The organism is Clostridium cadaveris, assembly GCF_020911725.1.
GTDB lineage: Bacteria > Bacillota > Clostridia > Clostridiales > Clostridiaceae > Clostridium_X > Clostridium_X cadaveris.
Map to the genome: position 1 here is coordinate 962,892 of NZ_CP076620.1, position 25,978 is coordinate 988,869.

27 protein-coding genes, 1 riboswitch and 1 other annotated feature are annotated in these 25,978 nt (G+C 31.3%); of the genes, 24 read left to right on the forward strand and 3 right to left on the reverse strand.

The genetic code is table 11. The features are described 5' to 3' along the window. The first annotated feature begins 70 nt into the window (after positions 1-70). The 6 genes from sdaAB to KQH81_RS04390 all read left to right on the forward strand — a co-directional run bounded on the left by sdaAB (position 71) and on the right by KQH81_RS04390 (position 3,983). On the forward strand, positions 71-754 hold the full coding sequence (gene sdaAB, locus KQH81_RS04365) for an L-serine ammonia-lyase, iron-sulfur-dependent subunit beta (RefSeq protein ID WP_027637326.1): 684 nt from the start codon (positions 71-73) through the stop codon (positions 752-754). Positions 755-756: 2 nt separating this feature from the next. Next, positions 757-1,632 carry an L-serine ammonia-lyase, iron-sulfur-dependent, subunit alpha gene (gene sdaAA, locus KQH81_RS04370; RefSeq protein ID WP_027637325.1) on the forward strand — a complete coding sequence of 292 codons (876 nt, stop codon included), beginning with the start codon at positions 757-759 and terminating at the stop codon, positions 1,630-1,632. A gap of 123 nt (positions 1,633-1,755) precedes the next feature. Then, positions 1,756-2,307 carry a rubrerythrin family protein gene (locus tag KQH81_RS04375; RefSeq protein ID WP_027637324.1) on the forward strand — a complete coding sequence of 184 codons (552 nt, stop codon included), beginning with the start codon at positions 1,756-1,758 and terminating at the stop codon, positions 2,305-2,307. 12 nt (positions 2,308-2,319) lie between these two features. Then, positions 2,320-2,526 (forward strand): hypothetical protein, encoded by a 207-nt coding sequence (locus KQH81_RS04380; protein ID WP_074844790.1) that lies wholly within the window; start codon positions 2,320-2,322, stop codon positions 2,524-2,526. After that, positions 2,477-3,562 carry a calcium/proton exchanger gene (gene cax / locus KQH81_RS04385; RefSeq protein ID WP_074844787.1) on the forward strand — a complete coding sequence of 362 codons (1,086 nt, stop codon included), beginning with the start codon at positions 2,477-2,479 and terminating at the stop codon, positions 3,560-3,562. The genes KQH81_RS04380 and cax overlap by 50 nt, the downstream gene beginning before the upstream one ends. 61 nt (positions 3,563-3,623) lie before the next feature. Continuing rightward, on the forward strand, positions 3,624-3,983 hold the full coding sequence (locus KQH81_RS04390) for a hypothetical protein (protein WP_027637321.1): 360 nt from the start codon (positions 3,624-3,626) through the stop codon (positions 3,981-3,983). 11 nt (positions 3,984-3,994) lie between these two features. On the opposite strand, the gene pssA is transcribed toward KQH81_RS04390, so the two are convergent. After that, positions 3,995-4,507, reverse strand: coding sequence for a CDP-diacylglycerol--serine O-phosphatidyltransferase (gene pssA, locus KQH81_RS04395; RefSeq protein ID WP_027637320.1), 513 nt, complete (start codon positions 4,505-4,507; stop codon positions 3,995-3,997). 246 nt (positions 4,508-4,753) lie between these two features. Between pssA and KQH81_RS04400 the strand changes: the two genes are divergently transcribed. Together KQH81_RS04400 and KQH81_RS04405 are read left to right on the forward strand one after the other, a co-directional pair. Further along, a complete protein-coding gene (locus tag KQH81_RS04400; RefSeq protein WP_027637319.1) occupies positions 4,754-5,638 on the forward strand; it encodes a YegS/Rv2252/BmrU family lipid kinase in 885 nt (294 codons plus the stop codon). Positions 5,639-5,682: 44 nt separating this feature from the next. Beyond that, on the forward strand, positions 5,683-6,327 hold the full coding sequence (locus KQH81_RS04405) for a hypothetical protein (protein ID WP_027637318.1): 645 nt from the start codon (positions 5,683-5,685) through the stop codon (positions 6,325-6,327). Positions 6,328-6,380: 53 nt separating this feature from the next. Here the strand turns inward: KQH81_RS04405 and KQH81_RS04410 are convergent, their stop codons facing one another. Further along, entirely contained in the window at positions 6,381-8,300 is a 1,920-nt protein-coding gene (locus KQH81_RS04410; protein ID WP_074844784.1) for a YgiQ family radical SAM protein, read from the reverse strand. Between the two features lie 280 nt (positions 8,301-8,580). Here KQH81_RS04410 and KQH81_RS04415 point away from each other — a divergent pair, with 280 nt between their 5' ends. From KQH81_RS04415 to KQH81_RS04485, 15 genes are all read left to right on the forward strand, one after another. Then, a complete protein-coding gene (locus KQH81_RS04415) occupies positions 8,581-10,440 on the forward strand; it encodes a DUF5696 domain-containing protein (RefSeq protein WP_230028998.1) in 1,860 nt (619 codons plus the stop codon). Positions 10,441-10,518: 78 nt separating this feature from the next. Next, a riboswitch (M-box (ykoK) riboswitch) is annotated at positions 10,519-10,681 on the forward strand. A gap of 187 nt (positions 10,682-10,868) precedes the next feature. After that, positions 10,869-12,134, forward strand: a complete 1,266-nt coding sequence (locus KQH81_RS04420; protein WP_027637315.1) for a magnesium transporter — start codon at positions 10,869-10,871, stop codon at positions 12,132-12,134. Positions 12,135-12,298: 164 nt separating this feature from the next. Further along, entirely contained in the window at positions 12,299-13,663 is a 1,365-nt protein-coding gene (locus KQH81_RS04425; protein ID WP_027637314.1) for a hypothetical protein, read from the forward strand. A 12-nt stretch (positions 13,664-13,675) separates the two neighbouring features. Beyond that, positions 13,676-15,532 (forward strand): asparagine synthase (glutamine-hydrolyzing), encoded by a 1,857-nt coding sequence (asnB, locus tag KQH81_RS04430; RefSeq protein ID WP_027637313.1) that lies wholly within the window; start codon positions 13,676-13,678, stop codon positions 15,530-15,532. Between the two features lie 139 nt (positions 15,533-15,671). Beyond that, positions 15,672-15,907 (forward strand) — a binding site (T-box leader). Positions 15,908-15,996: 89 nt separating this feature from the next. Next, a complete protein-coding gene (cysK, locus tag KQH81_RS04435; RefSeq protein ID WP_027637312.1) occupies positions 15,997-16,902 on the forward strand; it encodes a cysteine synthase A in 906 nt (301 codons plus the stop codon). Between the two features lie 29 nt (positions 16,903-16,931). Beyond that, positions 16,932-17,504, forward strand: a complete 573-nt coding sequence (gene epsC / locus KQH81_RS04440; RefSeq protein ID WP_230028999.1) for a serine O-acetyltransferase EpsC — start codon at positions 16,932-16,934, stop codon at positions 17,502-17,504. A 208-nt stretch (positions 17,505-17,712) separates the two neighbouring features. Further along, entirely contained in the window at positions 17,713-18,120 is a 408-nt protein-coding gene (locus KQH81_RS04445; protein WP_168972470.1) for an HTH domain-containing protein, read from the forward strand. 12 nt (positions 18,121-18,132) lie between these two features. Continuing rightward, positions 18,133-18,621 (forward strand): hypothetical protein, encoded by a 489-nt coding sequence (locus KQH81_RS04450; RefSeq protein ID WP_230029000.1) that lies wholly within the window; start codon positions 18,133-18,135, stop codon positions 18,619-18,621. A 17-nt stretch (positions 18,622-18,638) separates the two neighbouring features. Next, positions 18,639-18,899 (forward strand): hypothetical protein, encoded by a 261-nt coding sequence (locus tag KQH81_RS04455; protein ID WP_230029001.1) that lies wholly within the window; start codon positions 18,639-18,641, stop codon positions 18,897-18,899. A 12-nt stretch (positions 18,900-18,911) separates the two neighbouring features. Continuing rightward, positions 18,912-19,250 (forward strand): type II toxin-antitoxin system PemK/MazF family toxin, encoded by a 339-nt coding sequence (locus KQH81_RS04460; RefSeq protein ID WP_168972468.1) that lies wholly within the window; start codon positions 18,912-18,914, stop codon positions 19,248-19,250. 16 nt (positions 19,251-19,266) lie between these two features. Then, entirely contained in the window at positions 19,267-19,413 is a 147-nt protein-coding gene (locus tag KQH81_RS04465) for a hypothetical protein (protein WP_168972467.1), read from the forward strand. 42 nt (positions 19,414-19,455) lie between these two features. Further along, positions 19,456-20,160 carry a DUF2786 domain-containing protein gene (locus tag KQH81_RS04470; protein WP_230029002.1) on the forward strand — a complete coding sequence of 235 codons (705 nt, stop codon included), beginning with the start codon at positions 19,456-19,458 and terminating at the stop codon, positions 20,158-20,160. Between the two features lie 39 nt (positions 20,161-20,199). Then, positions 20,200-20,667, forward strand: coding sequence for a hypothetical protein (locus KQH81_RS04475; protein WP_168972465.1), 468 nt, complete (start codon positions 20,200-20,202; stop codon positions 20,665-20,667). Between the two features lie 204 nt (positions 20,668-20,871). Beyond that, positions 20,872-21,102: a hypothetical protein gene (locus KQH81_RS04480; protein ID WP_168972464.1), complete on the forward strand. Its 231-nt coding sequence runs from the start codon at positions 20,872-20,874 to the stop codon at positions 21,100-21,102. Between the two features lie 41 nt (positions 21,103-21,143). Further along, the gene (locus KQH81_RS04485) at positions 21,144-22,091 is read left to right on the forward strand and encodes a CAP domain-containing protein (protein WP_230029004.1); all 948 of its coding nucleotides are present in this window, start codon (positions 21,144-21,146) and stop codon (positions 22,089-22,091) included. 212 nt (positions 22,092-22,303) lie between these two features. On the opposite strand, the gene KQH81_RS04490 is transcribed toward KQH81_RS04485, so the two are convergent. Then, on the reverse strand, positions 22,304-22,633 hold the full coding sequence (locus KQH81_RS04490) for a hypothetical protein (RefSeq protein ID WP_168972462.1): 330 nt from the start codon (positions 22,631-22,633) through the stop codon (positions 22,304-22,306). Between the two features lie 338 nt (positions 22,634-22,971). Between KQH81_RS04490 and KQH81_RS04495 the strand changes: the two genes are divergently transcribed. Then, a complete protein-coding gene (locus KQH81_RS04495; RefSeq protein ID WP_230029005.1) occupies positions 22,972-25,899 on the forward strand; it encodes a SpaA isopeptide-forming pilin-related protein in 2,928 nt (975 codons plus the stop codon). The last annotated feature ends 79 nt before the right edge of the window (positions 25,900-25,978 follow it).

Sequence of the window (25,978 nt, forward strand, 5' to 3'; positions counted from 1 at the left end):
GTGGTTAAGCCTTAAAATTTATATTATAATTAAAAATGGAATTTTACAAAAGTTTAATAAGGAGAAAATTATGAGAAAATATGGAGTTTTTGATATTTTAGGTCCTATAATGATAGGTCCGTCTAGTTCACATACTGCAGGAGCAGCAAGACTTGGAAAATTAGCAGGATCTATAGCAGATGGACCTGTAAAAAAGGTTACATTCCTGTTGCATGGATCTTTTGCTAAGACTTATAGAGGACATGGTACAGATAGAGCACTTGTAGCTGGAATTCTAGGCATGGATCCATGGGATGAACAACTTAGAGACTCAATAGATATAGCTGAAGAGAGAGGCATAGAAATAAAATTTCAAGAAGCAGATTTAGGAGATGTACATCCTAACACAGTTAAGTTTATCATTGAAAAAGAAGATGGAGATATAGTTACAGTAATGGGTTCATCCATAGGTGGCGGAAGTGTAGTCATAACTGAGGTAAATGGTGAAGAAATAGAGTTTACAGGAGAGTATCCAACTATAATAATACATCATAAAGATCTACCAGGAATGATATCAAAGGTAACTAGATTATTGTATGAAAAGGAAATAAATATAGCTTTTATGAAAGTTTTTAGAACCGTGAAAGGTTCTTCTGCTAACATGATATTTGAAACAGACAATGAAATTCCAGAAAATATAGTTGAAGCTATACTAGCAGTAGAAAATATAGAAAAAGTTAAAGTTATTAATCCAGTTAAGGAAGGGGAAATTTAACGGTGTATATAAGCAACGGGAAACAACTGGTTGAAGTATGCAATGAAAAGAATTTGTCCATAGGCGAATTTGCAATACAAAATGAAGTGGAGGAAAGTGGACTTTCAAGAGAAGAAGTTATAGAAAAGATGAGAAAAAATCTTAAGACCATGAAAGCCTCTGCAAGCAAGGGATTAGATAAGGAAATAATTTCAGTAAGTGGTCTTATAGGCGGAGATGCTAAAAGATTAAATGAGTATTCAAATCATGAAAAAACTTTAAGCGGAAATATAATGGTTACAGCCATGGCAAGAGCTTTATCCTGCTCAGAGGTAAATGCATCTATGGGAAGAATAGTAGCATGTCCTACAGCTGGTTCATGTGGAATAATTCCAGCAGTAATAACTACTGTTGGAGAAGCTTTAGATAAGAATGATGAAGAACTTATTAAAGCTCTTTTCTGTTCTTCAGCAGTTGGGATTATAATAGCTCAAAATGCATGCGTAGCTGGTGCAGAAGGAGGATGTCAGGCAGAATGCGGTTCTGCTGCAGCTATGGCCTGTGCAGCAATTATAGAACTTATGGGTGGAACTCCAGCAATGTGTCTAAATGGAGCTGCTATAGTTATAAAAAATATATTAGGACTTGTTTGTGATCCTATTGCAGGACTTGTTGAGGTTCCTTGCGCAAAGAGAAATGCATCAGGAGCTGTTAGTGCTATTACTGTAGCTGATATGATAATGGCAGGCATAGTAAGCAAGATTCCATTTGATGATGTGGTATCTGCAATGTACAAGGTAGGTAAATCTCTTCCAAGTGAACTTAGAGAGACAGCTCTTGGCGGATTAGCTGCAACTCCTACTGGAATTGAACTTAAAAAACAAATATTAGGTGAGTAAACTATAAAGGATATATAACATTAAGGAGAGGCAATGCCTCTCTTTTTTTACTAAAAATGTAACAAAACTCGGGTGATAGGAATATTGTGTATATAGGAATATTACTAGGAGGATTTTAGTCTAATGGATAATAAACTAAAAGGCACTGAGACCTATAAAAATTTATTAGCCACTTTTGCAGGAGAGGCAAGAGCTAGAGATAAATATGATTTATACGGAGAAAAAGCTAATGCAGAGGGATTGGTATATGTAGGAGATGTGTTTAGAGAAACTGCACATAACGAATATGCCCATGCCAGAGAAGTTTTTGACAGATTTTTAGGAAAGATACAAAATACTGAAGGAAATTTGATGGATTCTGCTAGAGGAGAAGCAAAGGAGGCAAATTCTATATACAAAGAGTATGAGAGAACAGCAAGAGCAGAAGGATTCAATGATATTGCAGATTTCTATAAAGAACTAGCAGAAGTAGAAGAGACTCATGAAGAAAGATTTATGGAGATTTACAATCGTCTAAAGTCAGGTACTTTATACAATAGAAATGTAGAATCATTATGGCAGTGTACAAACTGTGGATACATTTATGAGGGATTACAAGTACCAGAATTATGTCCACTATGCCACTTCCCAAAGGGATTTTTTGCACCTTACTGCAATAATAATGAGAAAAAGTAGGAGGGGGAGAATATGATAATAATATACCCTAAATATTTTGAGATGCCTGTAGTTATGGATGATGATTTTGAACAGTTCACCAATGAAAAAATTATGTACAGAGGCGAAGAAATTATATCAGATGATATTAATAAAAAAAACATTCAGGAAGATGAATTTGAGGAAATAGATGAAGAATATATCAAGAGTCAAATGCAGGACAGAGAATATTATTTATAAACTTATAGTTATAACATTGGTGCTTGTTGGAACTATTATAAACACAAAAAACGCTTTAATAAATACGGTGTTTGCTTCTATATCTATGATAATTTTAGCTGTGTATATTGGAAAGTACACTAACTTATATTCTGAATATGTAGGCGAAAAAAGAGGAGGGCTTTTATCTGCAACCCTTGGAAATTTACCGGAACTTGCTATGGGTATATGGTCTTTAGGATATGGGATGGTATCTATGGTAAAGTGGGCTCTTATAGGATCCATAATAAGCAATATGCTTTTAGTATTAGGAATATCTTCATTTGTAGGAGGTGTAAAATACAAAGAACAGAGCTTTAATAAAAATATAGCTAGAACAAATTTTAATATGCTTACACTGGCGTTAGCGTCAATGATATTGCTGGCTACAGTTAATTATTACGTACCATTAAGCAGTGAAGCAATATCTTCTATAAGTAATAAAGTAGCTATAGTATTAATTTTTGTATATGGATTAGGATTGATATTTTCATTAGTAACTCATAGTAATTTATTTGTTGTAAGCGAAGATGGAAATGAGGTGAGAAATGAAAATAAAGATAGGAAGATAAGAATCTTATCAATTATTTTAATATTATCTCTTACACTATTTTTTTCTAGCGAAAATGTGATAAATAACTTAAATGAATTAGTTAAAGTAAATGGAGTTTCCGAAAATTTATTAGGTATACTGGTAGTACCTTTTATAGGAAATATAGGAGAGAATATTTCGGCTATAATGGCTGCGTTTAATGATAAAATAAACATGAGCATAGAAATAGCAGTAGGATCAAGTATACAGATAGCTCTTTTTGTAACGCCAATAATAATGGTTCTATCATATACCATGGGTATAACTATGAACTTGCTTTTTTCTCCAGTACAGATAATAATAGCTCTGGTAGCAGTGGCTATGTCATTTATAGTATATGTAGATGGAAAAAGTTATTGGTTTGAAGGGGCTATACTGCTAGCTATATATCTTATGAGCATAATTTCTTGTTATTATATTATTTAAGCATAAAAATCCATCTTCAATAATATAAATAATGTGAAATATTTAAAAGGTGGAATAAAATATGCCGTACAGAAATATAATAGATTTCCATTACAGAGATGTATGTAATTTGCAAGACAGTTTGATTAAATTTACCAGTGCATATAGAACACTTATTGGTGGAGCTAATGACCTAAATGGCATAGCTTTAGCTAAAAAGAGTGAAGTTAAAGATGCCTTAAAGAGAGCTGATGAAATTGGATATATAATGGATGATGTAATATCAGCTATAAGAAAATCTCAATGCAGATATTTAGATTATTGTGTCATGTACTCTAATCAGATAAAAACCATTATAAATCCTCAGTTTTTATTGGCTGAGATAGAAAGAGAACTTTATGTTTCACCAAACAATGAAAACAATAAAAGCCAAGGGACGTAATCCCTTGGCTTTTAAACTTTTTTAAGTTGAAACTTACTAATCATAAGATATGATAAAGATACAATAAAAATTACTGGTAATGCTGGATTCAAAGGTCTATTTACTGTAAATAAAGCAAAAACAGCCATAAAACTTCCAGCTAATGTTATAGGTACACCGGTAAATACTCCATCAAATGTTGAGATATTATATCTAGCTAATCTATATGCACCACATATAGGAAAAACAAGTACTAGAAGATATCCAACAAATCCAAAGCTCATAAAATTATAAAGTCTATAGATAAGTATGGACGGTGCCACACCAAATGATACTAAATCTGCTAAAGAATCTAGTTCTTTTCCTATCTCACTGTCTACATTTAAAAGACGTGCTATTCTTCCGTCATATCTATCGGCTAATGCTGCTAATAATACAAAAATTGCTGCTAATTTGAAGTTTCCGTGAAAAGTCATTAAAATCGATAATAAACCAAAAGCTAAATTACCTAATGTAAAGGTATTTGGTATTGCGCTTTTTTTCATTAAATCACTCCTACCATAATAAAAATAATATAACTTCATATATTATATTATACATCAAAACTATTATTTACATAAGGGGAACACTTAAAAAAGTGGATTTTTAAGGTTGATATAAGATAAAACAATTAAAAAATAATGTAAGATGATAATATATTATAAAACACATATATGATCATATGTCAATCGACACATAAGTATTAAGATGATATAATTTAAAGATAATGATTTTTAAAGGAGGAAGTAAATATGAGAAAAGTAAAATTCATATACAATCCTTTTTCGGGTGAAAACACCATATTAAATGATATAGATACTGTAATAAAACTACACCTGCAAAAAGGATATATAGTAGTACCGCATAGAATAAGTTTTGATATAGAAATAGAGAAGGCTTTTATAGATATAGACGATACATATGAATATATTATAGTAGCAGGCGGAGATGGAACCGTTGATACTGTAGTAAACAAAATGAAAGAACTTAAGATAGATTTACCTTTAGCGATTCTTCCAACTGGAACTGCAAATGATTTTGCTAAATTTATAGGTATGCCTTATGATGTTGGCAAGGCATGTGAACGTATTTTAAACTCTACTCCAAAGCCTGTTGATATTGCGAAGATTAATGATAAATATTTTATAAATGTAGCAAGTACAGGACTTTTTACTGATGTTTCTCAAAAGACAGATGTAAATCTAAAAAATACTATTGGAAAATTAGCTTATTATATAAAAGGAATAGAGCAACTTCCTAATTTCAGAAAGCTCAAGATAAATGTTGAATCAGAGGAACTAGATTTTGATGGTGAGATGTACCTTATGTTGGTATTTAATGGACAAACTGCTGGGAATTTTAAGCTGGCAACTGAAGCAGAAGTAGATGATGGAAAACTTGATGTTATTATAGTAAAAGCAGTAAACATAATTGAACTGTTGCCTTTATTTATAAAGATGTTAAAGGGTGAGCATCTAGAAGATAATGGAGTGATTTATTTTAAAACAAATAAACTTCATATAAAATGTAATGAAGATATAGTGACTGATATAGATGGAGAAAAGGGACCAGATTTCCCAATTGATATAGAATGTGTTAAAGGTGGAATTAAGCTTTTAGGAATAAATGAAAGATAACTTTAATAAATATTAAGTAGCAGTAATTAAGGAGAAGTTAAAAAATGATAAGTGTATACTTATACGTTGCATTATTGTTACTTATGATAGTTCTATGTATAAAAGCTTTTTTCATAGGACGTAGAAAAGCACCAGGAAAGATAAGGATATACAATACTGTCATAACATTGGGATTTAGTTTAAGATACATAGCGCTGCTTATACTATTTATGGTACAAAGCATGAATTATATATACTTTACTAAATACCTTGTGTGTTTAAATCTTATTATAGTGCCATGCACTATAGCTTTATGCTTATATATTTTCATGAGAGTTGACGGTTTAAAATTTGATTACTTCTTTGTTCTCATGGCATTAGGTGCTGTGCTTTATGGAATAGTTATGACATTGTGTAAAGTTTCTATTGAGATAAGAAATCCTTTTGGATATATAATGCGGTTTTTGTTTGAGGACAAAATATATCTAGCATATATAGCAATTATTTCTGCAGCTCTTGTAATAACTATTGTTGGTTTTGGCAAAGCAAATAGTAAATCTTCAGGAATTATAATTACGATGATTAGCATAATGGTGATCTTAGGAGAATTGCTTTTAAAACTTATGGGAGTATCGCTAGCTTTTAATACTTTAATAGGTGAATTTATGATTCTTTTGACTCTTAATATAGGACTTAAAACTTTTAAATAACAAAAGGTGTACTGTAAATCGTTTTTAAATTTTACAGTACACCTTTTTTATATTTAATGCTTTTTAGACTTTCCTTTAACCTTATTTCTTGATGAATTAGAATCTTTATTAGAAGAAGAATTTTTATGATTCTTGCCCTGATATTTTTTTGGAGAGCTCTTTTTAGAAGGAGCATTAAATGGTATTAAACAGTTTTTGCTGTTACCAATAAGATCTTCTCTTCCTGCTTTCAAAAGAGCATCTTTCACTAAATTATAGTTTTCTGGAACTTCAAACTGAAGAAGAGCTCTTTGCATAGCTTTTTCTTTTGGATTCTTTGGCACATAGACTTTTTCTCCAGTAAGAGGGTTAATTCCTGTGTAATAAATGGTTGTAGCAAGACTTCCAGGTGTAGGATAAAAATCTTGAACCTGTTCTGGATTATGCCCCATTTGCTTTATATATTGCGATAATTCTATGGCAGCTTTTAGGTCTGATCCAGGATGACTTGACATTAAATAAGGAACTAAAAATTGATTTTTATTTATTTTTTTATTTATTTCAAAATATTTTTTGCTAAATCTATCATAAACTTCTCTTGATGGTTTTCCCATTTGAAGAAGCACTTTGTCACTGATATGTTCAGGAGCAACCTTAAGCTGGCCGCTTATATGATATTTACATAAATCATTAAAAAATTCCATGTTTTTATCATGAATTAAATAGTCATATCTTATTCCAGAACGTATAAATACCTTTTTAATTCCAGGAAGAGCTCTCACTCTTCTAAGGATGTGAAGGTAATCTTTATGGTCAACTTTTAAATTTTTACATGGTGTAGGGAACATACATTGTCTATTTCTGCAGGCACCATGAGTTTCTTGTTTTTTGCAAGCCATATTTCTAAAGTTTGCAGTAGGACCCCCTATATCATGTATATATCCTTTGAAGTCATTTAAAGTTGTGAGTAGTTTTGCTTCATCTACAATACTTTCTTCACTTCTATGTTGAATTATTCTTCCTTGATGGAAGGTAAGAGCACAGAAAGCACAAGAACCAAAACAGCCTCTATGACTTGTTATTGAAAACTTAACTTCTCTTATAGCAGGGATACCTCCCTTTTCTTCATACATAGGATGATAGGTTCTCATGTATGGAAGATTATAGCTTATATCCATTTCTTCCTCAGTAAGAGGTTCTTGAGGTCTGTTAGCTATAAGATATCTGTCACCATACTGTTGTATTATACCGCGGCCATTAACAGGATCTTGTTCATAGTACTCAAGCTTATAGCTTTCGTTGTATTCAGATTTACTTTTTTCTATATCTTCAAAACATGGAGTGATTACGTAATCTTTAGCGTTATCAGGAAGATCTTTTGAAATGTAGCATGTTCCTCTTACATGAGTTAGGTTTTTAATGTTCATACCATATTTTAAAAGATCTGCTATCTGAACAATAGTTTTTTCTCCCATTCCATATATTAAAAGATCTGCTTTAGAATCTAAAAGTATGCTTCTTCTTATTTTGTCATCCCAGTAGTCATAATGTGCAAATCTTCTAAGAGATGCTTCAATACCTCCAATTATTATTGGAACATCTTTGTAGGCCTGACGAATCATGTTACAGTAAACTATAACGGCTCTATCAGGTCTATGATTAGGCTCACCACCAGGTGAGTATAAGTCTTCTTTTCTTTTTCTTTTAGAAACACTATAGTGATTTACCATAGAGTCTATATTACCAGAGTTAACTAAGAAACCTAACTTAGGGCGTCCAAGAACTTTGAATGATTCTACATCTTTCCAATTTGGCTGAGGTATTATACCAACTTTATAACCGTTATATTCTAATGTCCTTCCTATTATTGCAGTACCAAAAGAAGGATGGTCTACATAGGCATCCCCTGTAACTATTATAAAATCCAATTCATCTATGGATTGTTTTTTCATATCTTCTATGCTTACAGGTAAAAAGTTTCTACCAAGCTTCATAAATTTTTCCTCATTTCTACATTTGATTATCTTTGAGTATCACTTGATATATTAGCATAATATAAAAACCTTGTAAAACTTATTTGATGTAAAGTGGAATAAGAGAAATGAAAATACCAAGATAGTAATTTATAAACAATTATGACAAGATATTTTTATCAAAAATGTAAATAATATAGCATAATAGAGATTATTGAAAACTAAGAAAATTAATGATATCATCTATTTATAATAATAACCAATAAAAGAAAAACTTTCAATTTATAGTAGGAGGATTATTATGGGGGACGTTTCATCACAAAGCAGAAAGGTAGCTCTTGATTTCTGTAAAGAAAGTCTAAATATGACTTTACAAGTTGAAGGCAAAACATGGACTTGGAAAAATGATTATAGACCGTACATGGATACTAAGCAGGGAAAAATTTATTTTGATGATGCCGTAGATATAATTACTTATCCATGGAATACAGGCATAGGAAGAGGAATACGAACTTCTTATAAGGGATTTAAAGTAGAGGGGAAAACTATTCCTTTTGAATTTGAAACCGTAGTTTGGGTTGAAAATTCAACAGACGATGTATTTTTTGAACTTATTCCTGTGTGTGAAGATGGGATAGATATAGAGGCTATATATTGGCCAGGTCCTATGGAGTTTAGTGAAATAAATCATAAATGGTATACACTTTTGAATTTAAGACAAGGACTTTTGATACCAAATGATTGGCCAAATGCTATAGATAAAATTATTTTAAATTCACAGTTTTGTAGTACAGCATCATGTATGCCTTGGTGGGGACAAGTTAAAGAATCAGAAGGATATATCGCTATATGCAAAACTCCTTGGGATGCTGCTTATAAAATAGACAAGATACCTGGAGGACCACTTCATATAGGAGTAAAATGGCTTCCAAGCCTTGGGAAAATATCTTATAAACGTGAGATGAGATTTACTTTTAGAGAAAACTGTGACTATAATGATCTTTGTAAAATTTATAGAACTTATGTGAAAGAAAATGGACTTTTTGTAACTTTAAAAGAAAAAGCAGCTAAGAATCCGTTGGTAGATAAGCTAATTGGGTCTGCTATAGTTCATAAAGGAATAAAAAAACATGTTGTAGAAGAATCAAGGCAATATAATAAGGAAGACTTATCAAAAAATGATGAGCTTATTCAATTTTCTCATAGAACTGAGCAGATGAAAAAACTTAAGGAATTAGGAGTAGATAAGGTATATTTCCATCTAGATGGATGGGGAGATCCTGGTTATGATAATAAGCATCCAGATTATCTTCCTCCATGTATAGAAGCGGGTGGAATAGAAGGTATGAAGGAACTTTCAGATACTATGAAGGATCTTAATTATATGTTTGGTATTCATGATCAATATAGAGATTATTATTTTGATGCCCCAACTTTTGATAAGGATTTTGCAGTTACAAATATGGATGGAACAGTACCAGAAAATACTTATTGGGATGGTGGACATCAGACTTTCTTATGTGCAAGTCAAGCTCAGTACTATGTAAAAAGAAATTTTGAGGAGCTTTTCAAAGCTGGAATTCATCTTGAAGGAACTTATTTGGATGTATTTACTTGCAATGAGCTTGATGAGTGTAATCACAAATGGCATAGGATGACTAGAAAACAATGTGCAGAGTATAGAAAGTCATGTTTTGACTATTTATTATCAAGAGGAATACTTCCAAGTTCAGAAGAAGTTGTAGATTGGGCCATGGAAAGCTTAGTTTTTTGTCACTATGCACCATATGATTTTATGCTTGAAAAACCTGATTCTCCCAAAAAGGGAGTTCCAGTACCTTTATTAAATTTAGTATATCATGATTGTATAATTATTCCATGGCTTATGAGTGATGATGAAGGAAAACAAGACTATAAGCTTTATGCACTTTTAAATGGTGGTGCTGCATACTTAGATTGTGATAAAGAAGGAGAAGAACTTCATTTGGAAATAGAACGTTATAGAGAAGTTGTTCAGCTTCAAGAATGGGTTGCAAAGTATGAAATGACAAAGCATGAATTTATAGATGGATCTTATAATAGACAGAAGACTACATTTTCTGATGGAACAGAAGTTACAATTGACTTAGAGAAGAATAGCTATTATATAAAATACAGATAAAATAAGCTAAATTTTAACAGGTATTTATTTAGTAATCTTAAGTTGCAATTTTGGCGATTTATAATATAATAATTAGTAGGAGATTACAGTTAGGTGAGGCTCCTACAGGGATAAATGCTGCTGCCCCGAAACATGGAGACATGCCAATGGGGTCAACAGGTATGATCGGATTAAGGTTTTACTTAACGTAGCTGGCAAAAGCCAAAGCCCTGTAGTGCTAAAACTCAACGATATAATTATAGTTGGATTTTAGGAGCCTTTATTAGGCTCCTTTTATATTTTTTTAAATTTCAAGGTGGTGAATTTTAAAATGGAGGGTGTCCCTCGTATTGAAAAACCAAAACTGAATAATATAACTTTAGAGGGATACGTTTTAAAGTTTTAAGATGTGTTATTCCTCTTAAAGTTATGCCGAAGGAGGAATAACAATGAAGAAATTAAACGTAGTTTATTTCAGCAGTATTTTAAACAAGAAGGTGTATGACGAATTCGATGATTGTATAGGAAAGTTGAAGGATATTTATGTAACAACAGAGGACGGATATCCAAGAGCTATAGGATACAAGATAAAGAGAGGATCAGAAACTTTTAATCATGAGTTCAAGAATATAGAGTTCCTTGAACTAGATAATGGAAATGTTAAAATACAAGTTAAAGGAGGAAGAGAAATCCTTCCAAGAACTTATTCTTATCTTTTATCAAAACACTTAATCGGCAAGGAAATTGTTGATATAAATGGCAAGAAGGTTATAAAAGTAAATGATCTAAGATTGGCCTTTGTAGGAGGCGAACTTAAGGTTGTTGCTGTTGACCAAGGTCCATTAGCATTAGGAAGAAAGCTTGGATTTGAATCATTTATGAAATTCCTTTACAAAATAGTAGGTAAGAGAGAATTTGAATCCATGATAATGTGGGAAGACGTTGAGTCATTGGAGATGATCGACAACAATTTAAAGCTTCAAATTCCATTTCAAAAGCTTTCTAAGCTGCATCCAGCAGATTTAGCAGACATATTGGAAGAGATGGATGCTAAATATAGAACTAAGATTTTTGAAAGTCTCGATGAAAATTTAGCGGCAGAAACCTTAGAGGAAATAGAACCAAAGGTTCAAGCAGATATAATACAGGCTCTTAGTGAAAGCAAAACTTCAGAGGTGCTTTTAAATATGTCTAATGATGAAATTGCAGACCTTATAGATGAAGTTGATGAAGAAACTAAGGAAAAAATCTTAACCCACTTAGAGGAAGAAGACTCAAGAGAAATAAAAGAGCTTATGGCTTATAAGGACGAAACTGTTGGTTCTCTTATGAGTAAAGAGTTTATATCTTTTAATATAGATGTTACAGTGGCAGAAACTATTGATATATTAAGAGAAATGGAACCTGATGAGGAAATGATGTACTACATTTTTATCGTAGATGATGAAGAAAAACTTCAAGGATTTGTAACACTAAAGGATCTTATAATGAATAAATCTGATGCAAAACTTGCTGATATAATGGAAAAGGACATTACAACAATAAAAGTTGATGACGATATTGAAGATACTATAGAGATATCCACAAAATATGATTTACTTTCTATACCAGTTGTGGATAAAAGTGATAAATTATGTGGAGTAGTTATACTTCATGATATAGTAGATGAATTTTTAGTACCTATGTGGCATAAAAAATTTAAAAGAGTAGGATAAATAAAAAGTCTTAGATTAACTGGAAAAAACGGGAATATCTAAGGCTTTTTATTTACAAAAAATATTAAAAAATAATTTTTTTTAGAATAAATCCTTTTTTTTCACAATTTATGGCTGGCAAGCATATTATAAATTATTCTATTAAAGTAAAGGAGATAGTTACAATGCTTGAAACAGCAGTAGTTTTAACACCAATTCATTTTGTATATCTCATAGGAGTAATAGTCATACTTGGGCTTATGATAATGAGAAAAGATGCACCATTACCTTGTTTGATATTTCTATTTATAATTGGAGTGCTAGCAACTAATAGTATAGTTGGAGGAGTACAATCCGTATTCAATTCTGTTGTATATGCTGGTGCTACATTTATGGATATTATAATAACTATAGCATTAATTTCAGCTTTATCTAAATGCCTGTCGGATATAGGAAGTGATGGGATTTTAATATCGCCTATGCTTAAAATCATGAAAACACCTAAGAAAGCCTTTTGGATTATAGGTATTTCTATGTCTATTTTTGCTCTTTTCTTTTGGCCATCTCCAGCATCAGCTTTAATTGGGGCTATAATGCTTCCAGTTGCATTAGCCACAGGGATAACACCTTTAGCAGCAGCAGCAGCTATGAACCTGTTTGGACACGGTATTGCTCTAAGTGGAGATTTTGTTATACAAGGAGCACCTAGTGTATCAGCAGCAGCCGCTGGGATATTACCAACAGATATAATGTCTCAAGGATTTCCTCTATTTGCAGTTATGGCTGTAGTAACAGTGGTAGCAGGGTACTTCTTTAATAAAAAAGACATGAATAAAAAAGAAGAAACTACGAACAAAAAAATGGATAAAAAAGAAGTTACTAAAGCAGCTAAAGTAACAGCTATATTAACTCCAGTGACTTTTATCATATCTATAATTACAATACTTGCATTGAAATTAAAAGGTGGAGAAGCCACAGCTTTAATAGTTGGGGCAGCTATATTTATAATGTGTATAGGAACAATACTGAACTACAAAAAAGAAGCCTTTGATAAAATAACCGAATATATAAATTACGGCTTCCTATTTGGTATGAAAGTATTTGCCCCTGTAATAATTATAGCAGCATTCTTTTTCTTGGGTGGAGATAGCATTACTAAAATATTAGGAGAGCAGTTTAAATCAGGATTAATGAATGATTGGGCTTTATGGATTGCCCAAAATGCACCTGTAAATAAATATATAGCTGCAGCTGTTCAGTTAGTAGTTGGAGGATTGACAGGGCTTGACGGATCTGGTTTTTCAGGACTTCCATTAACAGGGTCCCTTGCAGCAACTTTTGGAGGTATAGTAGGAGGTTCCATACCAGTATTTGCGGCTTTAGGTCAGATATCAGCTATATGGGTTGGAGGCGGAACAATAATTCCTTGGGGATTAATATCTGTAGCTGCAATTTGTAATGTTGATCCTGTTGAATTAGCAAGGAGAAACTTTAAACCTGTTATGATTGGACTTGGAGCCACGTTAATAGTTACTTGGCTTATACTATAGGAGGTGAAGTATATGTGCGGAATTGCAGGTTTTTTTAATGTTCATCAAAATTATAAAAAGGTACCGCTAAAATGGGAAAATATTTTACTAAATATGAGGGAAAGTTTAGATAGAAGAGGTCCTGATGATCACGGAGAGTTTTTATCTAAAACGGTAGCTCTTGCCCATGCAAGATTATCTATAATAGATTTAACAACTGGAAGACAACCAATTGTAAAGACCATTGATGGAAACACTTATGCAATAGTTTATAATGGAGAACTTTATAATACAGAAGAAATTAAAAGTGATCTTACATTAAGAGGATGGAAATTTGAGACAAAGACAGATACTGAAGCTATACTCTGCAGCTTTATAGAATATGGACCAGATTTTGTTGAGAAGCTAAATGGAATATTTGCTTTTGCTATATGGTCAGAAAAAGATAATAAGATTTATTTATATAGAGATAGATTTGGAATAAAGCCTCTATTCTATACTATATTTGGAGAAACTGTAATATTTGGATCTGAAATAAAAGCCTTGTTCAGATATCCAGGGATAAAAGCACAGTTAGATAAGACAGGATTAAATGAAATTTTTGCTATGGGACCTGCAAAGACTCCAGGCATTGGTGTATTTAAAAATATATATGAAGTGCTTCCAGCTAACTATATTATATTTTCTAATGATGCTCCAAAGGAAATACAATATTGGACTTTAGAGAGTAAACCTCACACAGACAGCTATGAAGAAACTGTAGAAAAGACTTCTTTTCTTGTAACGGATTCAATAAAGAGACAAATGATTTCTGATATTCCTATATGTACTTTTTTGTCTGGTGGAATAGATAGCAGCATAGTATCATCAGTTTGTGCCAACGAATTAAGAAAGAAGGGAATACAACTAAATACTTTTTCTTTTGATTTTGTAGATAACAATAAATATTTTAAATCAAATGCATTCCAACCAGAAATGGATAGACCTTGGGTAGATAAGATGGTTTCTTATCTTAAAACAAATCATATATATTTGGAATGTGACAATATTGAATTAGCAGACTATCTATATAAAGCAGTTGATGCTAAGGATCTTCCTGGAATGGCAGATGTGGATTCATCTTTATTATATTTTTGTTCCAAGGTAAAAGAGTACAATACTGTTACACTTACTGGAGAATGTGCTGATGAGATTTTTGGTGGATATCCTTGGTTCCATAAAAAAGAAAGTTTTGAAGCAAATACTTTTCCATGGACAAGAAATATAGATATTAGAAAAGCGCTTTTATCAGATGATATTGTAAATGAATTGGATATAGATGAGTATATTCAAAGAAGGTATGATGAATCTGTAAAGGAAACTCCCCTTTTAGAAGGTGAAAATGCCACTGAAAATAGGAGAAGAGAAATAGCTTATTTGAATTTGCGTTGGTTTATGGCAACATTGCTTAACAGAATGGATAGAACAAGCATGTATTCTGGGCTTGAAGCTAGAGTTCCTTACGCAGACCATAGAATTGTAGAATATATATGGAATGTTCCTTGGAATATGAAGTGCAGAGATGGTGTTGTAAAAGGATTATTAAGAGATAGTGCTAAAGGACTCCTTCCAGATGATGTTTTATATAGAAAGAAGAGTCCTTATCCAAAGACTTACAACCCTAACTATGAAAAATTATTAGGGGAAAGACTGATGACTGTATTGAATAATTTATCATCCCCAATTAATTCTTTAATAGACAAGGAGAAGGTAGTAAAATTTATAAATACACCTTCGGATTATGGAAAGCCATGGTATGGACAACTTATGGCTGGTCCTCAAATGATTGCTTATATGCTTCAAGTGAATTATTGGCTTGAAAAATACAATATTGATATAGTTAATTCTTAAGTTTTTTCTAAAAAAGGTGTGAAATTCACGCCTTTTTTATACGAAGATTCAATAAAAAAAACTTTTTTGTAAAAAGTAGTTTACAAATTAAATATTTCGAATATAATATAACTATGAACTAATTCAGAGTAAAACACTAGGAAATACTATGACAAAGGAAAGTAGGATAAAGGAAGATAACAGAGAGGAAGGGATGGTGAAAGCCTTCTATCTAGAATTTATTTGAAGTGCCCTTTTGAGTAGAAAGCCGAAATTTTCAGTAGGCTTCTCCGGATTGGCCCGTTACAGCCATATGACATGATAGTGTCAGAATTTAAGTGGGATTTTATATCCAAATAGGGTGGAACCGCGGAGTACATAATCTTCGTCTCTAATTATGAAAAGAGACGGAGTTTTTTTTGTATCTAAATTTAGGACATTTAATACAATTGATATTAAAAATCAAATTTCAAGGAGGGATTTATATGATATATAAATCAGTTTTAAACATGATAGGCAATACACCTTTATTGCAATTAAAAACAGAAGAAGGAATGGCAAAGGTCTATATCAAACTAGAAAACTTCAATCCAGCAGGAAGTATAAAAGACAGAGCTGCCTTGGGAATGATTGAAAAGGCAGAAGCTGATGGTAGGCTTAAAAATGGATCAGTTATTGTAGAACCTACTAGTGGAAACACAGGTATAGGATTAGCTATGATAGGGAGACTTAAGGGATATAGAGTAATAATAATTATGCCAGATACTATGAGTTTAGAAAGAAGAAATATGATAAAGGCTTATGGTGCAGAACTTATTCTTACACCAGGAAAGCAAGGTATGAAAGGTGCAATAGAAAAGGCCAAGCAATTGGTAGAAGAAAATGATAACTTTTTTATGCCAAATCAGTTTGCTAATGAGGCTAATCCACAAAAGCATTATGAAACCACTGGAGAAGAGATATTGAAAGATTTACCAGAGATTGATGCTTTTGTAGCGGGAGTTGGTACTGGAGGAACATTAATAGGCGTAGGAAAATACCTTAAAGAAAATAAGGAAGGTGTAAAAGTATATGGAGTTGAACCTTATAGTTCATCTGTATTAAATGGAGAAATGCCAGGACCACATAAGATACAAGGTATAGGAGCAGGATTCATACCAGACATTTATAATGAGGAATTTGTTGATGATGTTTTTAGAGTTAAGGATGATGAGGCAATAGAAGCAGCAAGAAATACAGCAAGGGAAAATGGAATGTTAATTGGTATTTCTGCAGGAGCTAATGTGTCTGCTGCTATAGAACTTGCAAAAGTATTAGGAGAAGGAAAAACTATTGTTACAGTAGCTCCAGATGGAGGAGAAAAATATTTATCTACAGGACTTTACGATTAAAATAAATGAAATAAGTGGGAGGAGAGGAAATGAAAATGCTAATATATGATATAAAAAATGTACTAAAAAAGGATCCAGCAGCTAGAAATTTTTTAGAAGTTCTCCTGCTATATCCAACAATACATGCTCTTATTATATATAGAATAGCTCATGTGTTTTATAAACTAAACCTAAAATTTATAGCTAGACTTTTATCTCAAATAGGGAGGTTTTTTACAGGTATAGAAATACACCCGGGGGCTGTCATAGGAAAAGGATTATTTATAGATCATGGAATGGGAGTTGTCATAGGTGAAACTGCTGAAATTGGTGATAACGTGACAATGTATCATGGATCAACTTTAGGAGGCACAGGAAAGGATACTGGAAAGAGACATCCTACTGTAAAAGATGAAGTGATAATAGGGGCTGGGGCAAAGATTTTGGGACCAATAACTATTGGAAAAGGTTCAAAGGTTGGAGCAAACTCTGTAGTATTAAAACCTGTTCCTGATTATGCAACAGCTGTCGGTATACCAGCTAGAAATATTCTAAAAAAACAATGTGACATAATAGAGATAGAGGATTATAAAGGCAGAAAAAAGAACCCTTATAATGAATAAATAGATTGTTTGATAAAGATAGTCAAAATGATTAAAGTATTAGTATAACTATATACTAATTAACTTAATCATAAATGACTATTTTTTATTGGAAATTTATAATTTAATATTTTATGAATAATATGAAAATATTTTATGACTAAAATATTGAATTTTCCACACTAACGGTATGGGCGAACTATATTCTTTTTTAGATAAGGAGGTCAATATGGTACGTAAAAGTGATTATTCCAAAGAAGAAGACTTAAGAATAATAGAATTATTTAACAAGGGATATACCAGCAGAGAAATAGGAGAAGAACTTAATAGGACAAAAGCAGCCATTCAAAAGAGAATTCAGCTTTTTAAGAAAGAAAATTTTATTATAGAAAAAGTAAGGACATTAAAACAACTAGAAAACAGGGAATTTAAAAGGACACTAAATAGGGAAAATAGTAATTTTCTAAGCAATGGTGCAACAGTTAAGGCTTGTATGTCTGCTTATAGAAACAATTCTAAAGGGGACTTAGTCTTAAATACAGATAAAGCTGAAAATGAAAATTTTGTTTACACAGAAGATATGCCTAAAAAATTAGAGAATAAAGAGATAAGGGAATACATTAAAATATTTGAATAAGGGGTGTAGAGCATGTCTAGGGTTAATCTTACAATGGATCAAAGAGAAAAATTTAATAGATACTTTGTAGACCAAGAGCAGAGAAATATTGCAATGTCTATATTTTCTAGCATTAATTACTGGCAGGATAAAGAATTAGGGTTTCTTAGATTCTCTTTGGACAAGCTATATAAAAAATACAAAAATAAATTCTTTTTAACCTTATCCAACTTTAAAAAAATAGCAAACAAACTAGTTGATTTAGGATTTTTAAAAGTGATAAATAGGGGTAGATTAAAATTTTATGGGACAAATGATTGCAAAAGTAATATAGAAATAAGAGAAGAAAACAAAAAGTTAAAAGAAGAGAATTCTATTCTCAAGGAAGAGTTAGGAAGTATAAGAAGAGAGTTAGAAATATTAAAACAGAGAGTTGAAAATGGGAGCAATAGCAGAGAAGATTCAAAGAAAAAAGAAAATGAGGACAAGGAATACAGGGCAGTTTCTCAAGAGCAGTTATAGAAACAGCTTATGAAGCTATGAAGGAATTTGGTATAGAAAAGGGGTCTATTCCATTCCAACAAGTCATAGAAAGTTTATATCAAAAAACTGATAAAGAACCGATACATAACAAAGGTCTATTAAGTTACATAAAGACAGTAATACATAATAAAGTACATAATCAAGCAAAGTTTAGAGAAGAACTTAAAAGAGAAAGAAAAAATCCAACATATGCCTGGATTACAAAGAGCAAAAGAGAAGAATATAAAGAATTAGAAAACAAGCTATTAGGATGGTAAGGAGGGAGAGCCGTGTTAATTAAAAGAGGGGACATCTTCAAAGCTGATTTAGGAAACAGCGAAGAAGCAGGAAGCGAACAACAAGGAGAACGACCAGTTGTAATAATTCAAAACAACATAGGTAATACATATAGTCCAACAGTGATAGTTGCAGCAATATCAGCATCTTTTAACAAAAAATCAAAGGAGCTTCCTGTACATGTAGAAATAGCATTAGAAAGGGATTCTGTGATTCTATTAGAGCAAATAAGGACTTTAGATAAAAGAAAACTAAAGGAGAAAATAGGCAAACTTGATTACTTGAAACTAAAAAATGTAGATGATGCACTTAGGATAAGTGTGGGTTTATAAAATAAGGGGTAAGTATATGAAAATGACAGATAAAGAATATGGAGAATTGATGGAACATTTTGAATTTTTGGAAGATAAGGTGGAAGCTTGCTATAAAAGAGAAACTAAAGCGGTTTTACAGTATCTTAAAGCTGAATATGAAAAATATGTTGAGAGATATTAAGTTTAGCGTTACTACAAGCATGAGAAAGGAGTTGTGCTAAAAGTGGAACAAGGGGAAGTCATTATAAAGATAAAAAAGCTATTAGCTTTAAGTAAGAGTACAAATAAAAATGAAGCTCAAAACGCTATGCTTAAAGCTCAACAGCTTCTTATTAAGCATAAGATATCATTACAAGAAGTAGAAAGTTATGAGGAAGAGAACATTGAAATAGAAGACCTTAAAACAGAACAAAAATTTCGAGGAAAGAGTTGGAAAGGAAATTTAGCACAAGTTATAGCTAATAATTTTGGATGTTTTTTATATTATAAAACTGGAAATTACAAAGTTCATAGAGTCTGTTTTTATGGTAAACAAGAAGATGTAATAATTGCTAATATAATGTTTGAGTATGCAGTAAAGTGGATTAACTTAGAAGGGAATAAGCTTGTTAAAATGATGAAGCAAGATAAGAGAAGAAAACATTTTGATAATATAAAGAATGATTATGCATTAGGATTTATTACAGGACTAGAAGAAAGATTTAGAAGTCAAATTAAAGAAAATGAAGAATGGGGATTAGTTCTTCAGAAGGATCAAGCAGTAATAGACAGTTATAATAGCTTTTCTAAAGGTTTTGGAACAATATCAGTAAATGAAAAATTTAATAGACATTATAAAGCTTATATGCAAGGAGAAAAAGACGGCAAGAAATTTGATATAACAGATAAAATTGAAAATGATGGAGAAGAAGAATTTCAATTAGCTTAAAAGGTGTCCCCGGGGGACACATAAAAATGGGGTGATGATTTGGAAAATAGCATAGATAGATTTTCACAGTATATAAGTGAACAAATATATGTAGAGCTAAATAAAGAAAAAAATATAAAGCTGAATGAACTTATAGAGTGGAAAAAAGAATTAGGACTAGCTAATTCTTTAAAACTAGATAGCTATTCAATGATAAAAGAGTTACTTAAAAATGGTGTAACATACTTGGATTTTTATAATAGATTTAAGGATAGAGCCTATGGAATACATCCATCCCGTTTTGATAATAAATTTAAGGTTAATAACTACCAAAGAAGAAAAATGATAGATACAGGATTTCTTGAAATTGCATATTACAAAGAAGAAGAAATATATCCAGGAAGAATTGAAAAAGTCCCTTTTTTAGATGCTGAAGCTTATTTCAATTTAACCAAAGAAGATATAGAAATATGGAGAGCAGATAATATAAGAGGATATAATGGAAAACAAATGAAAATGGATATATAAAAGGTTTTAAGGAGAACTTTAATGTTTTTTAAGAAAAAATTTGAGTTGTTAAATAGAAAATAAAATATTAAAACACAAAATATAGTATAATAACTAAGACTTTACAAATCTAACAAAAATAGATTAAATTTCCCCGGGGCTATTGTAAAGCTATTAGGGAGGATGCTTATCTTCCCTAATAATAAGCAAAGGAAATAAAGGAAAATGTTTTATGTAAGAGAATATTATATTAATAGAAATGAAATTGTGAAACACAGAGAGCTAACAAGAAATATTGATAAAGAAGTGGCATATAAAAGTTTTACTGAAATACTATCTAAAAAGAATAGAGATAATTATAAATTTTATGAATTTATTTCAGCAAGAGAAAAAGCGGTCATTCTAAAAGGCTTAAATTACAATGGTAAAAGGGTAATAGTATTAGAAAAAGAATAAAAATAGGTGTCCCCGGGGGACACGAATTAAGGGGGATATAAATGAAGAAGCTAAAAATAAATGATATGTTAAAAAATAAAAAGGTATTAGCTGTTTCAGCTTTAGTAGTAGGGGTAATAGCAGTAGGAATAGTAGGTACAATATATTCAAAGAATAAAGATTCGGTAGCTGTAGAAAAAAAGAGTGAAAGTGGCAAAATAGATGTTGCTAAAGAAGAGAAAAAGGCTGAAAATGCAGATATAGTTTTAACAGAAGACGAAAACGGCAACTTAGTAGCTACAGATAAAGAAGGTAAAATTGTTGCAGAAGGTGAAGAAGTAGCAAAGCTTGTAGAAGAGAAAAAAAGTAAGGGTGAAACAATTGTAGCAAAAACTGAAAATGGTTCTGTTATAAGTGTAGATAAAGTAGAAGGGAATAAAGTAACTTCATCTAGTGGTGAAACAGTTAAGCCAACACCTGAGCCACCAGTGGCAGATAATCCAAAGCCAACACCACAACATGAACCAAGTCCAGAGCCACAACCAAAATCTGAAGAACCAAGTAAACCTGAACCAATACCACCAACTCCAGCACCTGAACCAACACCTAATCCACCAGCACCACAGCCTGAACCACCAAAGAGAACATGGCAGTATATGGCTGACATGTCAAGGGAAACATTTAACCTAATGAACCAATTTAGACAACAAAACGGTGTAGCAGCATTAAAATGGAGTGATGTAGAACACACTAAAGCTAAAAAACAATGTGAAGATAATGCACAAAAATCTATATCCAATCATGGATTTGATCAAATATCATTATTAAGAGGGGGATCAGGAATGAATATCACCTCATCTATGTTTATAAGACAATGGGAAAAGTCACCTAGTCATAGAGAAAGCATGTTAGATAAAAGAAATATTGAAGGAGCTGTTGCAGTATACAAAGATTCAGATGGAGTTTGCTATGTGGTAGCAAGCTTTGCAGACGGATTTGGATGGGATTAAAAAGAAGTTCTCTACGAACTTCTTTTTTAATGCAAATAATAGAAGAATAATTACAATCTGTAGAAATTGCGAAGGGAGAAACCGGATGAATTCAAAGTTTGAAATAATTGAAAATGAAAGAAACCGAAAAGCTATAGTAATTAGAGAAAACGTCATATGAGGATACTTACACAAGATTGTATACTCATATGACAATAAAATGATGAAAGAATTTATTTGGTATCTTTATCAATGAATATTTGACCAGTTCCAACTATCACAACTCTATAATCGGATTTAAGAGGTATCAAATTAAATTTAGCTGATTTAGGGGCTAAACGAATACTTTGTAAAACAATTTGATTTTCATTGTAAACAGTAATAAGAGCGCTATTATCAGATGAAACATTCTGCACAAAATAAGTATCATTATATGATAAGTTAAAATCGCTTGCTTTATAAATACCTTCTGTAAATACATTTTTAGCAAATGCAGTTGTTGAAATAAACGGATTAAATGTTAATCCTATTAAAATTAATAATATACAAATATATTTTTTCATAGAATATCCTCCTTTCAAAGTTATTTTGTGTAATGGAAATTATAATATGCAACTTATATAGGAAGGGGAGCTAATAAAATGCGTAGTACATCACGTATAGAATATAGGCAGAATATACCTTTCATCATGACCTATATTCTCAATACTAAGATATTGTGAAGTAATGAATAGACAAAAGGTGTCCCTTGAGGACACTTTTTTTCATAGATATTAAAGACATTTGTATTAGTGTAAGTGTCTTTATATATAGATTTTATATTAAGGGGGAGTTAAAAATGGTGTATTTATTATAAAAATAAGAAATAGTATTATCAATTTTAAATTAGGGAGGAAAAGAAGTGAGAAAATTTTTAAAGAAAAGTAAACAAATAATTGCAGCTATAGCTTGCCTTGCTGTTTCAATTACATTAATACCACCTAGTATAGCACAAGCACTTGTTATTGACAGTGGAGAAGACACAGGTTATGAGATTACTTGGCATCCTGAAGATGCAGAACTAGGGAAAGGAACTCATATTAAACATGATGAATATGGAAATGTAGTTTACTGTATGAACTCTATGAAAAACTCACCTCCAAGTATAGATTTTGATGAAGGTGAATTGTTAGATGATGTTGCTTATAGAGTACTCAAAAATGGTTACCCTAACAAGTCTTTTACTGGTGATGATAAAAAAGATTTTATGATAACACAAACAGCTTTTTGGGCTTATGTTAATAGACCTTATGTGTTAGAAACAGCATTTTTAAGAGAAAAAGGAACACTATATGCAGATATGGAAATGACAAACTATTTTAGAGACTTATACTGGGACTCTATAAATGGAAGTGATACTCAAACTATAAGTGTTAATTTTTCTCAAACAGATTTAGAAGCTACGTTTGATGGAGAAAACTATGTTACAGATTATTTTACAGTTAATGTAACAGGAGCAATAGAAGAAGCAAAATTTCAAATGAAAATGAAAACAGAAGTAGATGGAGTAAGATATCAGCTAGAAAATGGAGATTACGTAGAAGAAGTACCTATGAATACTAACTTTAGAGTAGTAGTTCCTAAAAATGCTAAACAATGTGAAGTTAAAATAGGTGCAAGGGGAAGTGTTATAGGGGCTAAAGTAGTAGTATATAAAAGCCCTAGAGATGATGTTCAAGATATTGCAAAATGGGATCAAATTGCAACTGATGCTGAAAGTAAAGACTTTGCTAATATAACATGGAACACAAAAGGTAATTTTGAACTTACTAAAACTAATGATTTTGGGGAACTTATAGATGGTGCTAAATTTGCATTAAAGAACATTAATGATGGATCTATAGTTGCTGAAGCTATAACTAAAAATGGTAAGATAAGATTTGAAAACATTGAAAGTGGTTTTTATGATTTAGTTGAATTAGAACCAGCACCAGGTTATATAAACAACTTTAAAACAAAGCGTATAGAAGTTTTACCAAGCAATTCTACAACTAAAGAAAATGTTCAGAATGAAACAATAAAGGGAAAAGTTAAGATAACTAAAACTGATATTGAAACAGGAGAAAAGCTTGTAGGTGCAGAGTTTGAATTAAAAGAAAAATCTTCAGGTAAAGTAGTTGAGAAGTTAGTTACTGGAACTGATGGTACGGCAACAAGTGGACTACACAGATTTGGAGAATATGTTTTAAAAGAAACTAAAGCACCTCACAAATATACTCTTAATGAACAAGAATATCCGATTACTATTTCTAAAGATTTAGAAACTATAGAAATAACGCATAAAAATAAAATTATCAAAGGAAAAATTGAAATAAATAAAGAAGATGGAGAAATACCAGGATTAAAATTAGAAGATATTAAGTTTGGTATTTTTGATTTTAAAGATAAGTTAGTAGAAGAACTAACAACAGATAAAAATGGACACGCTTTAAGTAAACTTCTTAACTGGGGAGATTACACCATTAGAGAACTTAAAACTAAAGAAGGTTATGGTTTAAACAATAATGAATGGAAAGTAGAGATAAGAGAAGATAATAAAACATTAACTTACAATATTAAAAATGAAAGAATTAAAGGAAAACTAAAGCTTATAAAAGTGGATCAGGAAAATAACAAGATAACTCTACCAGGAGTAAAATTCAAAATTACTTGTACTGATGGATTTATGAAAGCTAAGAAATGGACAGAAACTACAGATAAAAATGGAGAAATAAACTTAAAAGACTTACAATACGGAAAATATGTAGCTGAAGAAATAACTCCACTTTGGAATTACATTCATAATAATAAAAAGATACAATTTGAAATAACTGAAAATGGCAAGACTATTGAACTTAAAGCTCAAAACAAAAAAATTCGAGGTAGTGTAGAAATTATAAAGTTAGACAAGGACACTAAAAGACCGCTTGAAGGAGCAGAGTTTGAACTTTATAATGGTGAGAAATTAATATCAAAATATACTACAAACAAAGATGGAAAAATAGTAGTTGAAAATTTAGAAGCAGGAAAATATTACTTTAAAGAAGTCAAAGCACCAAACAATTATATTGTTAATGATGAAGATAAACTGTATTTTTCAATATTGGAAAATAAACAAATAGTTAAACTATCAGCAACAAATAAAGTTAAGGAAGGTGGAGTTGACTTTTCTAAAACAGATGTAACAACTGGCGATTTAATAGAAGGTGCTAAAATAACAATAACAGGATTAGAAGACCATAACAATCAGATAAAGCTAGAATTTGTATCTTCAAAAGAAGGTAATAAATTCAAACTTCCTGTAGGGAAATATGAATTTAAAGAAGTTTTAGCTCCTGAAGGATATGTTCTTAATGAAGAAATTGGTACATTTGAAATTAAAGAAAAGGAAGTTGTTAAAGCGGAGCTAAAAAATAAGAGAATATCAGGAACTTTAGATTTTTCTAAAACAGATGTATCAACTGGAAAATTGATAGATGGTGCAAATATAAAAATAGAGTGTATTGAAGGATTTAACAAAGGAAAGGTTATAGAGTTTATATCAAGTTCCCAAGGTAATAGATTTGAATTAGAGTATGGTAAATATAAATTCTATGAAACTACGGCTCCCGAAGGCTATGAACTTTCTACAGAAGTAGGAGAATTTGAAATTAAGGAAAATGGAGAAATAGTTAAAGCAGAACTAAAGAATAAAAAAATACCTGTAGAAGTACCAAAAACAGGGGATGATTCTTTAAGATTATTAATATCAATAGTAGTCCTATCAATAGCAGCATTGGCTGTAATTTCAAGAAAAAAAGCTAGCAAATAAGTTAGTTTTATTTTTTTGCATACAATTTAGGAAGAGTGAATTTATAAAGGTGTCCCCGGGGGACACCTTTTATAATAGG

What these genes read in the sequence shown, in the direction of transcription:
- sdaAB (WP_027637326.1), top strand. Translation starts at nt 71, where the DNA reads ATGAGAAAATATGGAGTTTTTGATATTTTAGGTCCTATAATGATAGGT.
- KQH81_RS04375 (WP_027637324.1), top strand. Translation starts at nt 1,756, where the DNA reads ATGGATAATAAACTAAAAGGCACTGAGACCTATAAAAATTTATTAGCC.
- KQH81_RS04380 (WP_074844790.1), top strand. Translation starts at nt 2,320, where the DNA reads ATGATAATAATATACCCTAAATATTTTGAGATGCCTGTAGTTATGGAT.
- cax (WP_074844787.1), top strand. Translation starts at nt 2,477, where the DNA reads ATGAAGAATATATCAAGAGTCAAATGCAGGACAGAGAATATTATTTAT.
- KQH81_RS04390 (WP_027637321.1), top strand. Translation starts at nt 3,624, where the DNA reads ATGCCGTACAGAAATATAATAGATTTCCATTACAGAGATGTATGTAAT.
- pssA (WP_027637320.1), bottom strand. Translation starts at nt 4,507, where the DNA reads ATGAAAAAAAGCGCAATACCAAATACCTTTACATTAGGTAATTTAGCT.
- KQH81_RS04400 (WP_027637319.1), top strand. Translation starts at nt 4,754, where the DNA reads ATGAGAAAAGTAAAATTCATATACAATCCTTTTTCGGGTGAAAACACC.
- KQH81_RS04405 (WP_027637318.1), top strand. Translation starts at nt 5,683, where the DNA reads ATGATAAGTGTATACTTATACGTTGCATTATTGTTACTTATGATAGTT.
- KQH81_RS04410 (WP_074844784.1), bottom strand. Translation starts at nt 8,300, where the DNA reads ATGAAGCTTGGTAGAAACTTTTTACCTGTAAGCATAGAAGATATGAAA.
- KQH81_RS04415 (WP_230028998.1), top strand. Translation starts at nt 8,581, where the DNA reads ATGGGGGACGTTTCATCACAAAGCAGAAAGGTAGCTCTTGATTTCTGT.
- KQH81_RS04420 (WP_027637315.1), top strand. Translation starts at nt 10,869, where the DNA reads ATGAAGAAATTAAACGTAGTTTATTTCAGCAGTATTTTAAACAAGAAG.
- KQH81_RS04425 (WP_027637314.1), top strand. Translation starts at nt 12,299, where the DNA reads ATGCTTGAAACAGCAGTAGTTTTAACACCAATTCATTTTGTATATCTC.
- asnB (WP_027637313.1), top strand. Translation starts at nt 13,676, where the DNA reads ATGTGCGGAATTGCAGGTTTTTTTAATGTTCATCAAAATTATAAAAAG.
- cysK (WP_027637312.1), top strand. Translation starts at nt 15,997, where the DNA reads ATGATATATAAATCAGTTTTAAACATGATAGGCAATACACCTTTATTG.
- epsC (WP_230028999.1), top strand. Translation starts at nt 16,932, where the DNA reads ATGAAAATGCTAATATATGATATAAAAAATGTACTAAAAAAGGATCCA.
- KQH81_RS04445 (WP_168972470.1), top strand. Translation starts at nt 17,713, where the DNA reads ATGGTACGTAAAAGTGATTATTCCAAAGAAGAAGACTTAAGAATAATA.
- KQH81_RS04450 (WP_230029000.1), top strand. Translation starts at nt 18,133, where the DNA reads ATGTCTAGGGTTAATCTTACAATGGATCAAAGAGAAAAATTTAATAGA.
- KQH81_RS04455 (WP_230029001.1), top strand. Translation starts at nt 18,639, where the DNA reads ATGAAGGAATTTGGTATAGAAAAGGGGTCTATTCCATTCCAACAAGTC.
- KQH81_RS04465 (WP_168972467.1), top strand. Translation starts at nt 19,267, where the DNA reads ATGAAAATGACAGATAAAGAATATGGAGAATTGATGGAACATTTTGAA.
- KQH81_RS04480 (WP_168972464.1), top strand. Translation starts at nt 20,872, where the DNA reads ATGTTTTATGTAAGAGAATATTATATTAATAGAAATGAAATTGTGAAA.
- KQH81_RS04485 (WP_230029004.1), top strand. Translation starts at nt 21,144, where the DNA reads ATGAAGAAGCTAAAAATAAATGATATGTTAAAAAATAAAAAGGTATTA.
- KQH81_RS04490 (WP_168972462.1), bottom strand. Translation starts at nt 22,633, where the DNA reads ATGAAAAAATATATTTGTATATTATTAATTTTAATAGGATTAACATTT.